This is a genomic window from Desulfovibrio litoralis DSM 11393, from assembly GCF_900143255.1.
Taxonomy (GTDB): Bacteria; Desulfobacterota; Desulfovibrionia; order Desulfovibrionales; family Desulfovibrionaceae; genus Frigididesulfovibrio_A; species Frigididesulfovibrio_A litoralis.
The window spans coordinates 18,218-36,426 of record NZ_FRDI01000013.1 but is presented as its reverse complement, the minus strand read 5'-3'; the positions used below and the strand labels follow the sequence as shown (position 1 = coordinate 36,426).

General features: G+C 36.9%; 10 protein-coding genes and 2 pseudogenes. 5 read left to right on the top strand and 7 right to left on the bottom strand.

What is annotated here, in order from left to right:
• Positions 1-45: 45 nt before the first annotated feature.
• The 3 genes and pseudogenes from BT999_RS12765 to mutL form a co-directional block, all read left to right on the top strand.
• A pseudogene (locus BT999_RS12765) lies at positions 46-90 on the top strand (SEC-C metal-binding domain-containing protein); the annotation flags it as partial.
• A gap of 203 nt (positions 91-293) precedes the next feature.
• Positions 294-338: pseudogene (locus tag BT999_RS12760) on the top strand (SEC-C metal-binding domain-containing protein); the annotation flags it as partial.
• Between the two features lie 232 nt (positions 339-570).
• The gene (gene mutL / locus BT999_RS10555) at positions 571-2,595 is read left to right on the top strand and encodes a DNA mismatch repair endonuclease MutL (protein WP_072697759.1); all 2,025 of its coding nucleotides are present in this window, start codon (positions 571-573) and stop codon (positions 2,593-2,595) included.
• Positions 2,596-3,105: 510 nt separating this feature from the next.
• Here the strand turns inward: mutL and BT999_RS10550 are convergent.
• Positions 3,106-3,720 (bottom strand): COG1361 family protein, encoded by a 615-nt coding sequence (locus tag BT999_RS10550; RefSeq protein ID WP_072697758.1) that lies wholly within the window; start codon positions 3,718-3,720, stop codon positions 3,106-3,108.
• A gap of 132 nt (positions 3,721-3,852) precedes the next feature.
• Positions 3,853-6,111 carry a vitamin B12-dependent ribonucleotide reductase gene (locus BT999_RS10545; RefSeq protein ID WP_143145553.1) on the bottom strand — a complete coding sequence of 753 codons (2,259 nt, stop codon included), beginning with the start codon at positions 6,109-6,111 and terminating at the stop codon, positions 3,853-3,855.
• 378 nt (positions 6,112-6,489) lie between these two features.
• Here BT999_RS10545 and BT999_RS10540 point away from each other — a divergent pair, with 378 nt between their 5' ends.
• A complete protein-coding gene (locus BT999_RS10540) occupies positions 6,490-8,490 on the top strand; it encodes a monovalent cation:proton antiporter family protein (protein ID WP_072697757.1) in 2,001 nt (666 codons plus the stop codon).
• A gap of 128 nt (positions 8,491-8,618) precedes the next feature.
• On the opposite strand, the gene BT999_RS10535 is transcribed toward BT999_RS10540, so the two are convergent.
• From BT999_RS10535 to BT999_RS10515, 5 genes are all read right to left on the bottom strand, one after another.
• Positions 8,619-10,850, bottom strand: coding sequence for a glutamine synthetase III family protein (locus tag BT999_RS10535; protein ID WP_072697756.1), 2,232 nt, complete (start codon positions 10,848-10,850; stop codon positions 8,619-8,621).
• Between the two features lie 50 nt (positions 10,851-10,900).
• A complete protein-coding gene (locus BT999_RS10530; protein WP_072697755.1) occupies positions 10,901-11,644 on the bottom strand; it encodes an amino acid ABC transporter ATP-binding protein in 744 nt (247 codons plus the stop codon).
• On the bottom strand, positions 11,631-12,416 hold the full coding sequence (locus tag BT999_RS10525; RefSeq protein ID WP_072697754.1) for an amino acid ABC transporter permease: 786 nt from the start codon (positions 12,414-12,416) through the stop codon (positions 11,631-11,633). Before BT999_RS10525 ends, BT999_RS10530 begins: the two co-directional genes overlap by 14 nt.
• A 134-nt stretch (positions 12,417-12,550) precedes the next feature.
• Positions 12,551-13,291 (bottom strand): basic amino acid ABC transporter substrate-binding protein, encoded by a 741-nt coding sequence (locus BT999_RS10520; RefSeq protein ID WP_072697753.1) that lies wholly within the window; start codon positions 13,289-13,291, stop codon positions 12,551-12,553.
• Between the two features lie 114 nt (positions 13,292-13,405).
• Positions 13,406-15,814 (bottom strand): mechanosensitive ion channel domain-containing protein, encoded by a 2,409-nt coding sequence (locus BT999_RS10515; RefSeq protein WP_072697752.1) that lies wholly within the window; start codon positions 15,812-15,814, stop codon positions 13,406-13,408.
• Positions 15,815-16,061: 247 nt separating this feature from the next.
• Between BT999_RS10515 and BT999_RS10510 the strand changes: the two genes are divergently transcribed.
• Positions 16,062-18,128, top strand: a complete 2,067-nt coding sequence (locus BT999_RS10510; protein ID WP_072697751.1) for a hypothetical protein — start codon at positions 16,062-16,064, stop codon at positions 18,126-18,128.
• The last annotated feature ends 81 nt before the right edge of the window (positions 18,129-18,209 follow it).

The following is an 18,209-nucleotide window of genomic DNA, read 5'->3' as shown; positions in this document are numbered from 1 at the left end:
ATATAAAATCTTCATTAAGATTTTTATAAATTACAATAAAATAGTGGAAGTGGTAAAAAATATAAAAAATGTTGCGGTAAAGATAAATAAATAATCTTTTTTTTATAAAGCAACGTATTAAAATTTAAGCATCTTTTATGGAATTACTTTTTGCATGAAACTACTTGCATGAAACTACTTTTTTTGAAAGATGCTTTATTTTATTAAATTTTAAGAACAAATTATTCGGTTTAAATTTTTGCTGGTTGTTGTTAGTATAAAATCTTCATTAAGATTTTTATAAATTACAATAAAATAGTGGTAAAAAATATAAAAAATGTTGCGGTAAAGATAAATAAATAATCTTTTTTATAAAGCAACGTCTTAAAATTTAAGCATCTTTTATAGAATTATTTTTCGCATAGAATTACTTGCATGAAATTATTTTTTTGCATGAAATTATTTTTTTGAAAGATGCTTTATTTTATTAAATTTTAAGAACAAATTATTCGGTTTAAACTTTTGCTGATTTTTGTTAGTATAAATCTTCATTAAGATTTTTATAAATTACAATAAAATAAAGGTGTAACCTTGAAAGATAATTTTTCTTTTCAGCGTTCAATTCAACTTTTAGATTCCGCTTTACAAAACCAGATTGCGGCAGGTGAAGTTGTTGAACGTCCTGCCAGTGTTTTAAAAGAGCTGATTGAAAACGCTCTTGATGCCGGGGCTGATGAAATTAATGTTGAACTTGAAGACGGCGGACTGTCCTTATTGCGTATCAGTGATAACGGGCATGGAATTCGTCAAGATGAGCTTGAACTTGCCGTTACTCGTTATGCCACCAGCAAAGTTCAAAGTTTTTCAGAGCTTTTACAAGTCAATAGTTATGGTTTTCGTGGAGAAGCCTTACCCAGTATCGCCTCTGTGGCTCGCTTGCGTTTAAGCAGTATTTTTAAGTCCTTTGAAAGTTTAGAACAAAATAATCACGTCGAGGCGGCTTTTATCGAAATAGAACACGGCAGGCTGATTAACCAAGGGATAACCGCTTTAAATCAAGGAACAATTATTGAAGTGCGTGATCTTTTCGCCAACGTTCCGGCTCGTTTAAAGTTTTTAAAAACTCCTGCCACAGAACTTAAACGCTGTCAGGAGCTGTTTTTTCGCTTAGCTTTAACTCGCTTGGACGTTGCCTTTAGTTTGACTTCGGGGGCAAAAAATCTGATTACTTGTCATAAAAATGAAAGTTTAACTGAACGCTTAGGACATTTTTGGTCAGGCGATCTGATAGAACAACTTGCTGAATTTAAACAAGATAACAATATTTTTTCTATCTCAGGATTGTTGGCAAACCCCGAACAAGCACAAAGCAAAAAAGAGCGAGTGCTTTTTTATGTCAATAAGCGTCCAATAAGTGACCGAATACTTTCCGCTGCCTTGCGAGAAGCTTACAAAGGCAGATTGATCAGCCGAGAACACCCTCAAGCCGTTATTTTTCTTGAACTTCCGGCAGAAGATTTAGACGTAAACGTTCACCCGGCAAAGAGCGAAGTGCGTTTTAGAGATGAGAGAGCGATTTTTTCTTTTGTCTTAAGCAGCCTGAAAAATACTTTAAATGAAAAATTTGCACTAACCGCCTCGCCTTTGGCCCGTTTGGAAAACTCGCCACAGTCTGATATAAATTTTGCTTCTAGCTTATCTAAAGAAGGCTATAAAGCTTTATCCACACCGTTGGAATTGTGGGGCGATCTTGCTCTTGAACCCGATAAAATGCCTGTTATGGGAAAGCAGGCGTTTTACGAGAGAGAGCTTGCGGAAACGCTGAAAACAGTTGTCGGAATAGATAGTTCCGTTCCGTATAACCCAGAGCTAAATGAAGACGAAAATATTGTTCAAATTCCCGCTTGGGATAAGCATATTCCCTCTGCTCCTTATTCTGCGTTGCGTAATCAAGGGTTGGCAGAAACTGAGTTTGTACAACCGGTTTACACGGCGGAGCAAATACCTTGCACTCAAAACGCAAGAGAAGCTTATTTGAATCAACCCCCTGAAATTCAAGGATATGAATATTTGGGGCAAATAGAGGCTTGTTATTTACTCTTAAAACAAAAAGCTCAAAACGGACAAGGGGCGGTTTTTATTTTAGATCAACACGCCATTCATGAGGTTGTTTTGTATCATGGTTTTAGGCAAGGAGCCATGCGGGGGCAAAGCCAGCTTTTGGCTTTTCCTTTGGAATTAAAATTAAGTCTTGATGAGACAGAAATTTATTTTAATGAACAAACCCAATTAAAAGCCTTGGGGTTTGGACTTGAATTTGTTGAAACGGAAAATACTTTGCTTGTTTCCGGGCTACCTCCTAATTTAAAGCGTAACGAAGCCTTAGGTTTTTTAAAGGCTGTGCTTGCGGAAGAGTCGGATAACGAATTAAAAATTTGGGAAATGTGGGCGTGTCGGGCTGCTATTAAAGCGGGAGACATCTTGACGATAGATGAGGCATTAGGGCTGATTAATTTATGGCTGGCGGTTCCCAACCGTGAATTTTGTCCACATGGTCGTCCTGTGGTTTTACGTTTTGGGAGCGAGGAATTTGCAAAATTGTTTAAAAGGAAATAGTTTTTTATTAAAAAAACGCTGTGTCTTCGCCATTAATAAAATACTTGCGTTTCTATTTATCATTAAAGAGAAGTAAAGCACGTTCAAGTTCTTGATACTGGCTTATTTTGTCATGTAATCAAGTGATTACGTTTTTAATTGCCATTAAAAGGAACCATGGTGCGTTCAAACTTTTGATGCCGTTAGGCATCAACTAATGCGTGATGCGTCGTGGGGTTAAGGGGCGACTAGCCCCTTATGGCGGGAATGCAAAGGGGAAAACATTTTCCCCGTGCCCGTCGGAGACGACCAATAAAATTAATTTCGTGGGAGCGTAGGGTTTAAATAATAAAGTTATAATAAAAATGTAATTTTATTATAGGTATTGAGACGACCGAAAAAGGTTTATTTTCGTGGGAGTGTAGGGTTTAAATAATAAAGTTATAATAAAAATGTAATTTTATTATAGGTATTGGAGACGACCGAAATAAGGTTTATTTTCGTGGGAGTTTGGGGATAAATAAAAATTAATTATTTTTTTCTTCTTGTAAATATTTTCATGGGTAACGCTGCCGAATACACACACAAATCATCTGCATAGCTGTCACTATTCTCCTTATAAGCATACAGTTCATGACTTATTTCACTTATGTTTATGCAAATTGTTTTGTTGTACTCTGTTCCTTTTTCATTCTTATAAGAAATATCAAACTGGATAGGATCTGTAATATTAAACGTTTCCTTATTATTACTCTTTTCTATATCTGCATAATGACCTATGTCTGCCATAAAAAATTGCTCTATACGCAAAAAAGATAAATTCATAATACTTAACTGATTTATATTTTTTTCTATTTCACCAGTATCAAACTTATTTTTAAACTTAATATCAGGAGTAGCGGTCACTTTAATATCTTTGGCTGATGCCTTCCCTTGATTATGAATCAATATGGTCAAATTATTATCTATAAATGGCTCTATCGTAACACTAATATCAGGAGCTTCTTGAATTCTCCGCATTCTCCTTGTTTCAATATAAAGCATAATAGTATAACTCATTAAACCAAGAGTCGCAAAAGCAAGTACAATTGTAGAAATTGCAAGTATAACAGTAGCCAAACCATTAATCACATTAATCCATTCCATTTATCCACCTCACTTAACTAATTATGGTCACCAAAACCCTACTAACTCTGTGAGTTACCTCAAAAAGTCTCGCAGATTATCCTGATGACCATAACTTAAAAGATTTCGTTAAAGCTAAAATCTAAAAACCTACTACCCACAACGGCTAAAAGCACATTTCGGGCAAATATGACAACCTTCTTGGAATACCAAAACTTCATCACAATCAGGGCAATGTTGTTTCATTAAATCATAACCGCCACCGGAGCTTGTTTTTGTGCCTTGAAGATATTTAGCTTCTAAAACGGAAGCAATCGCATCAGGAATAGAAAGCAACAAGCCTTTCTTTTGAAATACCGGGTGTTCGCCGCCAATTCCTTTAATCTGACGCACTATTTCTAAAACGCTAATCCCCGAACGTAACGCAAGCGAAACTAAACGCCCGATAGCTTCGGCTTTCGCCGTAATCGAACGCCCGGACTTACCGATTGTCGTAAAGAGTTCAAACGGCTTGCCGTCAACTTCGTTGATCGTAACATACATAACGCCCATACCTGTATGCACTTTTTGAGTAAAACCAAAAACCACATCAGGGCGTTCTTTAACTATTCTTGTGTTCGCTTCTTCTGGTTTTTGATTTTCGCTGGAACCAGTACAAAGCACCTGCACACTCTTGCACCCATCACGATAAACAGTAACGCCCTTACAGCCATGTTCATAAGCCATAGAATAAATATTGCGAATATCGTCAATAGTGGCTTCATGCGGTAAGTTTACGGTTTTAGAAACGGCATTATCGGTAAATTCTTGAAAGGCTGCCTGCATTTTTAAATGCGACTCGCCGTCAATATCCATGGCAGTAACAAAAACATTGCGTAGCTCGGGAGAAATCTGTTCCATCTCGGCGATAGAACCTTTTTCCGCCACAAGTTCCATAAGTTTTTTGCTGTAGGCGTTTTCTTGTTTTAAAGCTTCTTCAAAATAAATATTAGCCTCAACCAAACGCTCGCCGTCCATCACATTTCGAGAAAAAGACAAGGCAAATAAAGGCTCTATGCCTGATGAACAACCGGCGATTATCGATAAGGTACCGGTTGGAGCTATCGTTGTAATGGTTGCGTTTCTAAACGGACCTTCGCCCTTAGCGGGGAATACGGACTCTTCATAAGCGGGAAAAGCCCCACGCTCTTTCGCTAAAGTCAAAGAAGCGGCTCTGCCTTCATTACGGATAAATTGCATAATCTTACCGGCTAAAGTCATTGCGGCCTGACTATCATAAGGAATACGCATTTGATATAACAAATCGGCAAAACCCATAATTCCAAGACCGATTTTACGGTTTTTACGTACATTTTCAGTAATTAAAGGCAAGGGGAAACGAGAAGCGTCAATAACGTTATCTAAAAAACGCACGGCTAAAGCAATAGTACGTTTTAAATCTTCCCAATTAATTGCTTCGCCGTTTTCTTTATTTGGCACAAAAAATTTGGCAAGGTTGATAGAACCTAAGTTGCAAGCTTCATATGGCAATAAAGGCTGTTCTCCGCAAGGGTTTGTGGATTCCATTTCACCTTGAGCGGGAGTCGGGTTATCGCGGTTAATTCTGTCTAAAAAAACAATTCCGGGGTCGCCACTCTCCCAAGCTTTACGCACAAGCAATTCAAAAATTTCTTTGGCTCTAAGTTTTCCGACTGTTTCTTTGCTATGCGGGTTGATAAGAGGATATTCCTCATCTTTTTCAACGGCTTTCATAAATTTTTCGGTTAAGCCGATAGAAAGGTTAAAGTTGTTAAACTCGCCTTCTCTTTCTTTTGCTTTAATAAATTCAATAATATCAGGGTGATCAACTCGTAAGATCCCCATATTGGCACCACGACGAGTACCGCCTTGTTTTATTTGCTCTGTTGCCGTATTAAAAATCTTTAAAAAAGACAAAGGACCGGAGGCTACGCCGCCTGTGCTACCTACACGGCTGTCTTTAGGGCGAACACGAGAAAAAGAAAAGCCCGTTCCGCCGCCTGATTTATGAATCATGGCCGCGTGTTTAACCGCATCAAAAATTTCTTCTATGGAATCGCCCACAGGTAAAACAAAACAAGCCGAAAGTTGACCCAGTTCAGTTCCCGCATTCATTAAAGTAGGGGAATTGGGCAAAAAACGCCAAGAAGTCATTAAATTATAAAATTCTAAAGCCAAATCATCAGCTTTATAAGGACTTTTAGGATACTTTGTTTCTTCTTTGGCTACGCTTGAAGCCACACGCCAAAACAAATCTTCGGCATTCTCTATATATTCTCCGTCTAGATTCCTGCGGAAATAGCGTTTTTCCAAAACAAGTTTTGCATTGGGGTTAAGAGTAACGCTAGGTAACTTTGCCGGTTTTTTCAACATATCTTTATGTATGTGTGCCATAACACCTAATCCTTTTTTTTAAATTATCTTCTTTCTATAGCCTAAAAATTACTTAAAAGATAGGCTTGAAAAAAGCCGATGAACTCTAAGTTTATTTTTTTTATAATTTTAATTCAGTATGTTACAGCAACGACTAAAATGAAAAAACTTTAATTTACAAAGAACAAAGCAATATAAGTTGTTGAATAAAAGAAATAAAGTTCAAGCCTTGCAATAAATATATTTACGGTTTAACATATTAATCAAGACATAATAAAATTATGTTTTATTGGCTTAAAGTTTACTAACTGCTTATTTTTATTATAAACTAAAATAATTTATATATTGAGACTATTACACAATAGTCTTAAAGTGTTAGCTTTTAATTCGGAGATTATAGTGGAGATACCTTTATTACGAGAACTTGTTGTTATATTTTTACTGTCAATAGTTGTCATTTCTGTTTGTCATAAACTTAAAATACCACCAATTGTAGCTTTTTTGATTACCGGTGTGGCTTGTGGTCCTTTTGGTTTTGGTTTTGTAAACGCCGTTCACCAAGTTGAGATTTTAGCGGAAATCGGCGTTGTCTTTTTGCTTTTTTCGATTGGTATGGAGTTATCGATAAGTGAACTTATACGCCTTAGAAAGCCCGTGTTTATTGGCGGAACGGGGCAGGTCTTTTTAACTATTGTTTTATTCGCTTTTATTGCAACCTTTTATGTGAGCATAGAAAAGAGTATTTTCTTTGGTTTTTTGGTGGCTTTATCTTCAACCGCCATTGTTTTAAAAATATTTCAACAAAATGCACAAATGGATAGCCCTCATGGGCGTATGTCGTTATCTATTTTGATTTATCAAGACCTTATAATCGTGCCTATGATGCTCGCTGTTCCTTTTTTGGCCGGGGTTAGCGAAAAAGTCAGTTGGGATTTATTATTAAAAGGTTTTGGTTATTTAAGCCTTTTAGTTACAATGTTTTTAGTCTCTCGCAAGGTTGTCCCTTGGATTTTGCATAAAGTCTTACGCACACGTAGCCGAGAACTTTTTTTAATTACAATTTTAGGGATTTGTCTGTCTGTTGCCTTTTTAACCTCAAGCATGGGCTTATCTCTTTCTCTTGGTGCTTTTCTTGCGGGTTTAATTATTTCCGAATCAGAATATTCTCATAGTGCTTTAGAGGGGATACTTCCTTTTCGTGATGTATTTACCAGTTTATTTTTTATCTCAGTCGGAATGCTCTTAAATGTTCAGTTCTTTTTAGGTCATCTGGTTGATGTCGGATTTTTGGTTACAATCATTATTTTCGGTAAGACAATAATCATTTTACTGGTTGTGCTTGCTTTAAAATATCCTTTACGCCCTGCGATTATTACCGGCTTAAGCCTTGCTCAAATAGGGGAGTTTTCTTTTGTTCTTGCAAAGGCGGGTTTAGACCAAAAGTTGATTTCCGGCGATGGTTATCAAGTCTTTTTAGCTGCCAGTATTTTAACAATGGTTGCCACACCGTTTTTAATCACGGCGGCACCAAAGATTGCCTTAGCTGTAAATAATTTGTTTTCAAAATCACAAAATAAAGACTCTGAATCTCCTGATAACAGTTGTTTAACTGAAAATACTCAAAAACAAGACCTCAACAATCATTTAATTATTATCGGTTTTGGAATAGGCGGTAAACATCTCGCCAGAGTAGCAAAACTTTCGGGTATTCCTTATATTATTTTAGAAATGAACCCTGATACCGTAAGGTTTTTTTCGCAACAAGGCGAACCTATATATCATGGAGATGCTACTCACGAAGCTGTTTTAGACTTTTTAGGCATAAAAAACGCCAGAGTCTTGGCGATTGTTATCTCTGATCCTTCCGCCGTTAGAGGAATAACGGCAACTGCCAGAAAAATGTCTCAAAACCTGCATATTTTAGTGCGTACTCGTTTTTTAAATGAAGTATTACCTTTAAAAGAGGCTGGTGCCAGCGATGTGATTCCTGAAGAATTTGAAACGTCTATTGAGATATTTAGTCGTGTTTTGTCTCACTATTTAATTCCACGACAAAATATTGAACATATGGTTTCTGAAATTCGTTCTGAAAATTACAATATGCTTCGCAGTCTTGATATAAACGGAGCCTCACTAAGTAATATAACAAAAGACCTTGATCATATTGATATTAATGCGTTAAGAGTAGAGCAAGGTTCGGAACTTATAGGAAAAAGCCTTAAAGAAAGCGACTTACGCAATCGTTTCGGGATCAATATTGTTGCGATTAAACGCAACGAACAACTTGAAGCAAACCCAACACCGGACTATGTTTTTGAGGCTAATGATATGGCTTATATTTTAGCTGAACAACCTCAACTGATTAATGCGACCCCTGTGTTTATGGCTCCAAAAGATTAGGGTTTGTTCTACAATAATCTTTATTGGTCTTGCATAATGGTTTTGAGTAGGAAAAAGAAAAACAGCCGACAATCTTTTTTATCGGCTGTTTTTATTTAATCTTTTTTATTTAATTTTATTAAATGAGCTTACAAGATCCAGACGAGTTCACGATATTTAGGCAATGCCCATAAGAAATCGTCTACCAAAAGTTCAAGGGCGTCTGCCTCTTGACGACAAGCTTCAGATAAAGGAATTAGGTTGTCTCTTACTAACTTGGCAAGTTCAAGGGCAGAAACGTTTTTTGCCGGATTGTTGCGAGAGATTTTAACCTCGTCTTCGATCATTAAAATGGCTTTATCCAAACTATCAAGGTTTTCCAAAAGCTTATTGGTATGAGCAATAGCTTTTTCAAGGATTTGTTTCTGGGCAATACAACAATCTTTGCCAAGGCAATTTTGCAAGCTTAAGATATTATCAGCCAATTGTTTCTGATATTCCAAAGCCGCAGGCAAAATTAAGGTGCGTCCGATATTTGATACAAGTTGAGCCTCAATGCGAATTGTCGTAGAATAATTAGCCAAAAGAACATCACTTCTTGACTCTACTTCACGCTTTGACAGAACTCCATATTTTGACAAAACCTCAATATTTTTTTCAGAAGTAAACTGTTCTAAGGCACTAACCGTATCTTTATAATTAGGCAAACCTCGTTTGGCCGCTTCGGTAAGCCACGCCGCACTGTAATTATCGCCGTTAAAGATAATGGGTTTTGCTTCGCTAAACATTTGTTGCAACAGGGTTTGAACCGCCTCATTAAGCTTTACCCCTTTGGCAACTTCCGCTTCGAGAATAGTAGCGATTTCGTCTAAGCTTTCAGAAACGACGGTATTAATTAAAAAGACTGCCGGAGAAGTAGACTGTGAAGAGCCAACCATTCTGAATTCAAATTTATTTCCGGTAAAAGCAAAAGGTGAGGTTCGGTTACGGTCTGTTGCATCACGGGGTAAAGGCGGAAGAGAACTAACCCCAACCTGTATTGTTTCCCCTTTTGTATTGCTTTGTTCATTTTTTGAAATTATACATTCAACTATTTGATTTAATTGAGAACCAAGATATACTGACAAAATTGCCGGCGGGGCTTCGTGGGCTCCGAGTCTATGGTCGTTTCCGGCGGTGGCTGTTCCTACTCTCAATAATCCCGAATATTTATAGACGGCACGCACGGCAGCACATAAAAATACAAGAAATTGAGCATTTTCATGTGGAGTTTTTCCGGGTTCCAAAAGGTTATTGCCTTCTGAATCTGATAAAGACCAGTTACAATGCTTTCCGCTTCCGTTTACTCCGCGAAAAGGTTTTTCATGTAAAAGACAAACAAAACCGTGTTTACGGGCTGTGCCATATAAAGTTTCCATAATTAACATATTATGGTCTGTGGCGATATTTGCTTCTTCAAAAATCGGGGCAAGTTCAAACTGTGCCGGAGCGGCTTCGTTGTGTCTTGTTTTTACGGGAACCCCAAGACGAATAAGCTGGTGTTCGATATCACGCATAAAAGATAAAATTCTGGCACGAATAGGACCATAATAATGGTCTGCCATTTCTTGACCTTTTGGCGGTTTCGCCCCAAACAAAGTACGCCCCGTATTGACTAAGTCAGGTCTTTGAAGATAAAATTGTTGGTCGACAAGAAAATATTCTTGTTCCGCACCCAAACAAGATTTAACATGCGTTGAGGTATTGTTTCCAAAAAGACGCAAAATTCTTAAAGACTGTTTGGAAATAACATCTAAAGAACGTAACAACGGAGTTTTACGATCAAGGCATTCTCCGGTATACGAATAAAAAGCCGTTGGAATACACATGGTCATACTGCCACATGATTCTTTCAAAAAGACCGGCGAGCGAGCGTCCCAGGCGGTGTAACCTCTGGCTTCAAAAGTAGAGCGAATACCACCGGAGGGAAACGACGAAGCGTCAGACTCGCCTTTAATCAGGTTACGACCGGAAAATTCAATAACCGCCTTACCTTGTTTGTTTAAATCAAAAAAAGAATCGTGTTTTTCCGCAGAACTTCCGGTCATCGGTTGAAACCAGTGGGTATAATGGGTTACTCCGTGAGAAACCGCCCATTCTTTCATGGCATTAGCAACGATATCGGCTAAACTTAAGTCAAGCGGAGAACCTTCTTTCATGGTTTTTTGCAGACGTAAAAAAATATCTTGCGGTAAACGTTTTTGCATTTCTTTTTCATCAAAAACCAAAGAACCAAATTGTTCCGATACGGATTTTTTTAGATAGTCAAAATCTAACGATAAAGGTTGTGTTCCTGCTATTTGCGATATTGCCTTGCGTCTGCCTTTGCTGCGATCACTCATACTGTTCTCATTTATATTTAGCTTGTTTAGTTTGTTAATTTAATCTGTTACTATAAAATTTGTTGTAAAAAACGTTGTAAGCGCGGGTGTTTTGGGTTTTCAAAGAAGTTTTTCGGACAAGCTTCTTCCAATATTTCACCATTTTCCATAAAGATAATACGGTCGGCGACTTCACGAGCAAAGCCCATTTCATGGGTTACAACCACCATGGTCATGCCTGTATTTTTAGCCAAAGAAACCATAACGTCAAGCACTTCTCCTGTCATCTCAGGGTCAAGCGCACTGGTAGGTTCGTCGAACAACATAATTTTCGGGTTCATCGCCAAAGCACGGGCAATCGCCACTCTTTGTTGTTGTCCGCCCGATAACATAGCCGGATAAACTTTTGCCTTTTCGCTTATTCCCACTTTGGTTAAAAGTTCCAAAGCCAGTTTTTCGGCTTCTTTTTTGGGAATTTTGCGTAAAACTCTGGGGGCAAGCGTTAAGTTATCCATCACTGTACGATGGGGGAATAAATTAAAATTTTGAAAGACCATGCCTAAATCACGGCGTAAAATATTTATATCATTTTTAGGGTCATAAATATCTTGTCCTTCAACAATAATTTGCCCTTGACTAATAGTTTCAAGTTTATTGATAGAACGCAAGAGGGTACTTTTCCCTGAGCCGGACGGACCGATAATAACAACTCGTTCGCCACGTTTAATATCTAAAGACACGTCTTTGAGGGCAACAAGGCTTCCAAAAAATTTATAGACGTTTTTAATTTGAATTATTGGATTACTTTCGGTCATAATAGCTAAGTTTTCCTTCCATTAAACTGACACATTTAGACATAATCAAGGTAATAATCAAAAAAACCAAAGCAACTGTAGCATACGCCTCAAAAGGCAAACCATTCTCGTTAGCAAATTGCTTGCTGATTTGAAGTAAATCAGTCATCGCCAAAACAGAAACCAAAGAAGTATCTTTAAGCATGGCGATAAATTCGTTTCCAACGGGTGGTAAAATAGTACGCATAGCTTGTGGTAAAACAATTAAAAACATAGTCTGAAAACGGTTAAAGCCAAGAGATCTGGCGGCTTCGGTTTGCCCTGTATTTATGGCACTTATCCCCGCTCTGAATACTTCGCCCATATAAGCACTATAACAAATACTTAACGCCATAACAGCCGCATAAAAATCAGAAATTAAAAACAAGCGTCCAAGAGCATAATAAAAAAATACTAATTGCACTAAAAGGGGAATACCACGAATGACCTCAACATAAGTAGAAGCAATCAGATTAATTATTCTTATTTTAGATAAACGCCCTATCCCCACTAATAATCCCATAGGGAGAGAACAAAGCATAGAACAACTGGTAATCTTAAACGCTGTCAATAAACCTTTAGGCAAAAGTTTAAGTAAACGCCAATAAATATCAGGAGAGGAAAAAGCAAGATAAGCTAAAATGGATATTGCACCGACAAAAGAAACAGACCAGGCTGTTATTAGACGAGTATCATTCGGATCGGGAATGGAAGCTCCATCAGATACTTTAATATGCACTTCGTTTTCTAACATATACTTCTTATAGGTAAAATATTTAAATAAAATGATTTAAATAAAACAAGCCGGAGTTATATCAAATAATTTGTGTAAGTTGAGTTTAGTTTAAAACACAACTTACACAAATTATTAATACGCATTCATTAAAACTATAACTTTTTACCAAACCATTTTTGTTGTAGTTCGGCTTCTATGCCTTTTTCTTTAACTGCTTTAACACCTTTATTAACTAGGTCTAAAACTTCTTTATTATCTTTTCTGACAACAAAGCCATATTCTTCTAATCCGTCCATAATAAACGCAATTTTTAATTTGTCAGCAAAGTCCTTACGCTTATTGGCATAATATGCGGCTACCGGGTCATCACAAACAACACCGTCAGTACGTCCATTTTTTAAATCTTCCATAGCTAAACCAATTTCATCATAAGGCTTATCTGTAGCACCTTCAATTTTTTTAACAGCAAAATGTCCGGTTGTGCTTACTTGTGCCCCAAGGGTTTTGCCCTTAAGATCCGCCGCTGTTTTAATATTAGAATTAATAGGAACAATCACAGCTTGACGGATTTGAGCATAAGGAGTGCTAAAATCATAGTTTGCTTTACGTTCAGGGGTAATCGTTACGGAAGAAGAGATCAGGTCATAACGTTTAGAGCTTAAACCGGCAAAAATTCCGTCCCAGGCTACTGCTTTATGGTCTACTTTAAACCCAGCTTCTTTGGCTACTGCGTCAATATAGTCGACGGAATAACCAACAATTTTATTGTCGCTAGCAAATTCCATAGGTGCCCAAGTGGCATCATGAGCAACGATCAAGGTTTGATCTTTAGCAAACGCTACCGAACTGAAACAAAGCACACAACATAAACACAGAAAAACTTTTTTCAGCATAAAGCAACTCCTAAATTTTAAAGGTAATGTAAAAAATTTGTCTATCCTTAAATTTTGACGAAGAATAGGGAGATTGTCAACAGTAAAAAGTAAAAACCCAAGGTCTTTTTAAAACTATAATTCCGATAAAGACGAGCTAAGGGTTGGAATTGAAACATTGTTTTCGTGTAAAATCTTTTTCATGTTAAAGCGAATGGCTGAAGGAACAGCGACCATCAAGTCTATATCTTCAACCCAAAGGCGCAAAGTAAAGTCTATTCCAAGCGTTCCAAAGTGTTGACAAAAAACAACGGGAGCCGGGTAATGTAAAACGCCTTTTTGTTCTGAGGCTATTTTTAACAATAACTCTTCTACGAGTTGAACGTCGCTGTTATAGGCTACGGTAACCGTAATATCACGGCGAATACGGCGATCATTGTTTGTCCAGTTAACTAAGTTTTTTGAAATCAAGTCAGAGTTTGGAACAAAAATAACGGCATTCTCAAAGGTTCTTACCGCTGTCGAGCGAATATTTATGCGTTGAACAACGCCCCAAATCTCTCCAACTTGAATAACATCTCCCTCTAGTAAAGAACGCCCGAAAATTAAAATAATTCCACTAATAAAGTTATTAAACAAAGCCTGTAATCCAAAACCGATACCAACGCTCAAGCCCCCGGCAATAACCGTAATACTGGTAAAGCTCATTCCAACGGCGTTTAAAGCAAAAAGGCCGAAAACTCCCCAAACAGAATAAGTTAGACCTGTTTGCAGGGGACCTACAACTCCACGTTCAAGCGAAGGCACTTTTGAAGGTAAGTTTTGTAAAAATGACTTTGCCACACTTAAAAAACCATGAGCAACATAAAAAATAAAGATCAATGAAAAAATACGCACAAAACTAAACGAAGCTTCACCAACGCTTAAGTTTCTTTCCATCAAGCTGACAATAAGGTGTAAACTTCCCGGTAGAGCCGTTACCCAAGGGAACAAGCTGACTATTGAAAAAATCCAGACCAAAGGGGTTCCAAGGGCAATTAAAATCGCATGGTAAATAGCTTCAAAGCCTTCTCTTGAAATTGAGCGACTTTTTATTGAAAGAATACTACTTGCCGCCAACCCGACTTGAATACTTATAAAAACAGCCACAGTAATAAGAAAGAAGGGAATGCCGAGATGTACCCAGCCAAAAGCCGAAGCTAAAAAAGAAATAACATAAATATAGGGTTCTATTTTTAAAACAAAACCTTCAAAGTTTGGAAGAAGAGTCAAAGAGCTTCGATAATAACTTCTTAAAAGATAAGATAAAATTAAAATAACTATCCACGACAACGCCAAGACATTTCCCGGTAAGCCGATTACCATTAACAAAATTCCAGCTACAACGGGTAAGAGCAATAAAGACAGGGGGGAACGCGGGTCGCTATAAATATCATCGGCAATACAGCGTAAGTTCCACGCTAAGTATGATTCTCCGTAAAGCCAAAATAAATTGCCAAGCATAATTCCGGGTTGATAAAACCCCGCCTTTTGATGCCAAGAGGCAAAATATAAAGCAAAGCCCACAGACAACAAAGGTAGACAATAACGGAAAATATAAGAATAATGTACGCTATAGTCGGCATCTTCTTTTTCTTTTCTTACTTTTTTATATAAAAGATAAGTTAAACACAATAAAAGGGTTAAAGAAAAACAAAAACGAAAAAACATACCGTTAAACGAGATACCCGCAGTAGGGGTAAAAAACTTGTTGAAAGTATTTAATGATGCCGTCCAAACCGTAAGTTGTTTAAGGCTATCTGTCCAAGCGCTTAAATCAAGCAAAGAACCGGTTTGAGTTAAATAAAAGTTTAACCATAAAACAGGTAGCTGCTCTCTGATTTGCTGTAAAGCTTGATCAATTTTCGTACGCAAATCGTTACTCGGCTCAAGCACTAAAGACAGGCTCGAACGCATAATACCGAGTTTTTTCATGGTTTGTTCAACTGTATTTAAGGAATTTTGAATATCTTTTGTTGCTTCTGTTGTACGTTCAAGGGCGAGATGATTTGATAATTCTTTTTGCATGATGGAAAAATCATCATATTGTTGAGAAAAGTTGTTGTCTAACGTTCTAATATCCGCCATTCCCGCCACAAGGTTGTTTCTTAAAGCAGCAAATTGTTCGGCAATAGAATCAAGTTCGCTCGGATTACTTCGACTTAATTGAAACAAGGCAAACAGGTTTTGATATTCTCTTTGAAAGCCTTTTAACAAAGTATCGGCTTCTCTAAGCTCTTTATTTAGTTCTTTGCGTTTGTCTTCAAGGTCTTTTAAAATTACCGTTAAATCTTGAATACGCTGAGTCCACGCATCAATCACAACGCTTTCTTGTTGGGTTACTTCTTTTTTTTCTTCCTTGGTTGTAGTAGGTGCAGTAGAGTTTGACGTTTGAGCAAAAACCGTTGAAAAAGAGCTTAACAAAACAAAGCCCATCAAACAAAAAATCATCAAACTTTTGAACATATATTTATTTTTATAAAAAAAACTTTCTAATCTAAACATAAAAACCTCGAAAAATTAAAAGCTGTTACAGAATTCGTGTTTTTTGGAGCGTCTTCCTGTAGGAAAGGCACTTTGAGCCTATTTTGAAACAGTCTCAAATAGTCAAATTCAACTTGTACTTGAGATGATAATAATCAATAGGTTAAAAAACAATAAAACATAAAAAAATAAAACAAATATATATTTCTACATAAATATAGAAATATCTAATGTGTTGCACTGTAAAAATAGTATGTTATGATAAAAAATGGACTTTGTTATAATCAAAAAGCATATTAAAGCAGTGTTAAACATTAGCCTGTTGTTACTTTTTATTTTGCCAGTAAATCCATTATGTGCAAGTACTTTTTTTATTAACGGTGAATATGCCGAAGCGATTATCGGCACAAGCAATGATGATATTTTTTATATCACAAACTCCGCCGTATTAAAAGCCGTTCCGCACAGCTTTTTGGATAGTTATTCTTTAGACACGCAAGCTGGACATGATCAAATTTTTATTGAAGGTGGTGTTTTTGAAGGAGAAATGCTGGCGTTAGATGCTGATTCTCTTAATATAAGTGTTCAAGGCGGAACTTTTTACGGTTCAATTCAAGGCAGTTATTATCAAGATTATTTTGATATAAGCGGTGGAACGTTTTTCCAAGGCATAAGGGGAAACGGCGGCGACGATATCATGTTTTTAAGCGGTGATATTAAAAGTGCTCACTTTATGGACTTAGGAGCAATTTTTATTCAGCCGAATACACGTTTGAGTATTGCCGACCAAGAGAGTTTTGGAACTCTTTATTTTTATGCCGATTATATTGAAAACAATAATGGAGCTGTTTTGTTGCGTACTGATTTCAGCACGGGACAAAGCGATAGAGTAAACCTTGCATATTCTTATTTTGAGGGTTCTCCGCTCATAAAAATTATCCCGGTCGCACCGCCAAACCCGGCTTTGCCAATGCTTAGGATAACAGTTGCCGAAGAAAGCCCCGAAAACCCCGGGCTTATCGGTGATAAAGTAAGAGCGGGCAACTATATTTATAGTTTAACTCCCGGACAAGATTATGGAACTTGGGATTTGGTCTTAACAGACAAAATATCTATAGAAAAAGCCTTTATTGATAGCCATAATGCAATAAAGTTGCAAAATATCTCATCTTTGTCCAATACCATGTCTAACTTGAGCTTATTAAAACGTCGCCAACACAAATATGCTCCTAAAAATGAAGCTGAACCCAAAAGAAAGGCAAAGAGTACAAAGTTTTCTTATGTACCGTTTAAAAGAGTTTCTCCGAATAAGATTTTAAACCCAGAAACTCAAGAAACAGAAGAGTTAATTGCTTATTCCGAAAACGATCAAGCAAGTTTTGATTCAAGCGGAAGTGAAGTAAACTCAAACAACAATCTATTTAATGTTACAGACGAAGAGTTGGGTAATATTGTAAGGTTTAGGCGACATGGTTATAACGCCGTTTATGGAAATATAAAACAGACCAAAAACTCAAGTTTGCATAATTCTCAAACTGAGACTCAGAGTGTTAATTATACGCTTGAATTTATCAAATTCAGAACCGAATACGGCGACCTTTCTTTGGGCGGTGATATAACGCCATATTTTCGTTCTGAAACAAATTTTACCGATCAGAGTAATTATAAATTCACCAATACAACAGTTTCCAAAATGCTCACGGCTTATTTTATTTGGGATTTTTTTCCCGCTTTGCGTAAAAACAAAACTCGTGAAAATAATGCCGAGGAATTTGGTGTGAGTTTTATGTTGGCTTCTTTTAATGGAGATTATACCAATGAGTTGGAAAATAAGAGTATACAACTCACGGAAACTTGGGAAAACAATTGTGTTGGTGCCGCCTCTAACCTTTCCTTTTCTATTCCTTTAAGTATGTTAAATATTAAAATACCTTATCTTGAAAATTTCAGAATTGTACCGGAAATAGGCGGTATTTGGTATGGTGAACAAGCTCATATAATTAAATTAAAAGATGAAACAAAACTTTATGTTTCCACTCACGAAAGTAAACTTTTGCGTTTTGGTCTCGGAGCAGATTTTAGTTTTAGTAAAACACCTTGGCTTAAAACGACTCTGAGCTATGCCGAAACAAAAGAAATAAACCCCAAAGAAAATTTTGTGTTGTACAATTATGACGTTACGCCATTTTCTTCTCAAGCCGCCGACAGTAAAAAGTTTGAGTTGAATGTTAGCGCCGACCCTTATTCAAATTTTAATGTGCAAGCAGGCGTTGGGAAGATCACGGGTGCGGAAAATGGTTGGGAATTTGGTGCAAGGTTTGCCCTTAGCTTTTAGTTTTTCAGCAACGATATTTATACCACAAAAAACCTTTGTAATAAAGCACACTATGATACTTTATTACAAAGGTTTAATTTT

Coding starts and splice junctions, on each gene's coding strand:
- BT999_RS10535 (WP_072697756.1), bottom strand. CDS start 10,850: ATGAGTGATCGCAGCAAAGGCAGACGCAAGGCAATATCGCAAATAGCA.
- BT999_RS10550 (WP_072697758.1), bottom strand. CDS start 3,720: ATGGAATGGATTAATGTGATTAATGGTTTGGCTACTGTTATACTTGCA.
- BT999_RS10510 (WP_072697751.1), top strand. CDS start 16,062: ATGGACTTTGTTATAATCAAAAAGCATATTAAAGCAGTGTTAAACATT.
- BT999_RS10520 (WP_072697753.1), bottom strand. CDS start 13,291: ATGCTGAAAAAAGTTTTTCTGTGTTTATGTTGTGTGCTTTGTTTCAGT.
- BT999_RS10545 (WP_143145553.1), bottom strand. CDS start 6,111: ATGGCACACATACATAAAGATATGTTGAAAAAACCGGCAAAGTTACCT.
- BT999_RS10525 (WP_072697754.1), bottom strand. CDS start 12,416: ATGTTAGAAAACGAAGTGCATATTAAAGTATCTGATGGAGCTTCCATT.
- BT999_RS10515 (WP_072697752.1), bottom strand. CDS start 15,814: ATGTTTAGATTAGAAAGTTTTTTTTATAAAAATAAATATATGTTCAAA.
- BT999_RS10530 (WP_072697755.1), bottom strand. CDS start 11,644: ATGACCGAAAGTAATCCAATAATTCAAATTAAAAACGTCTATAAATTT.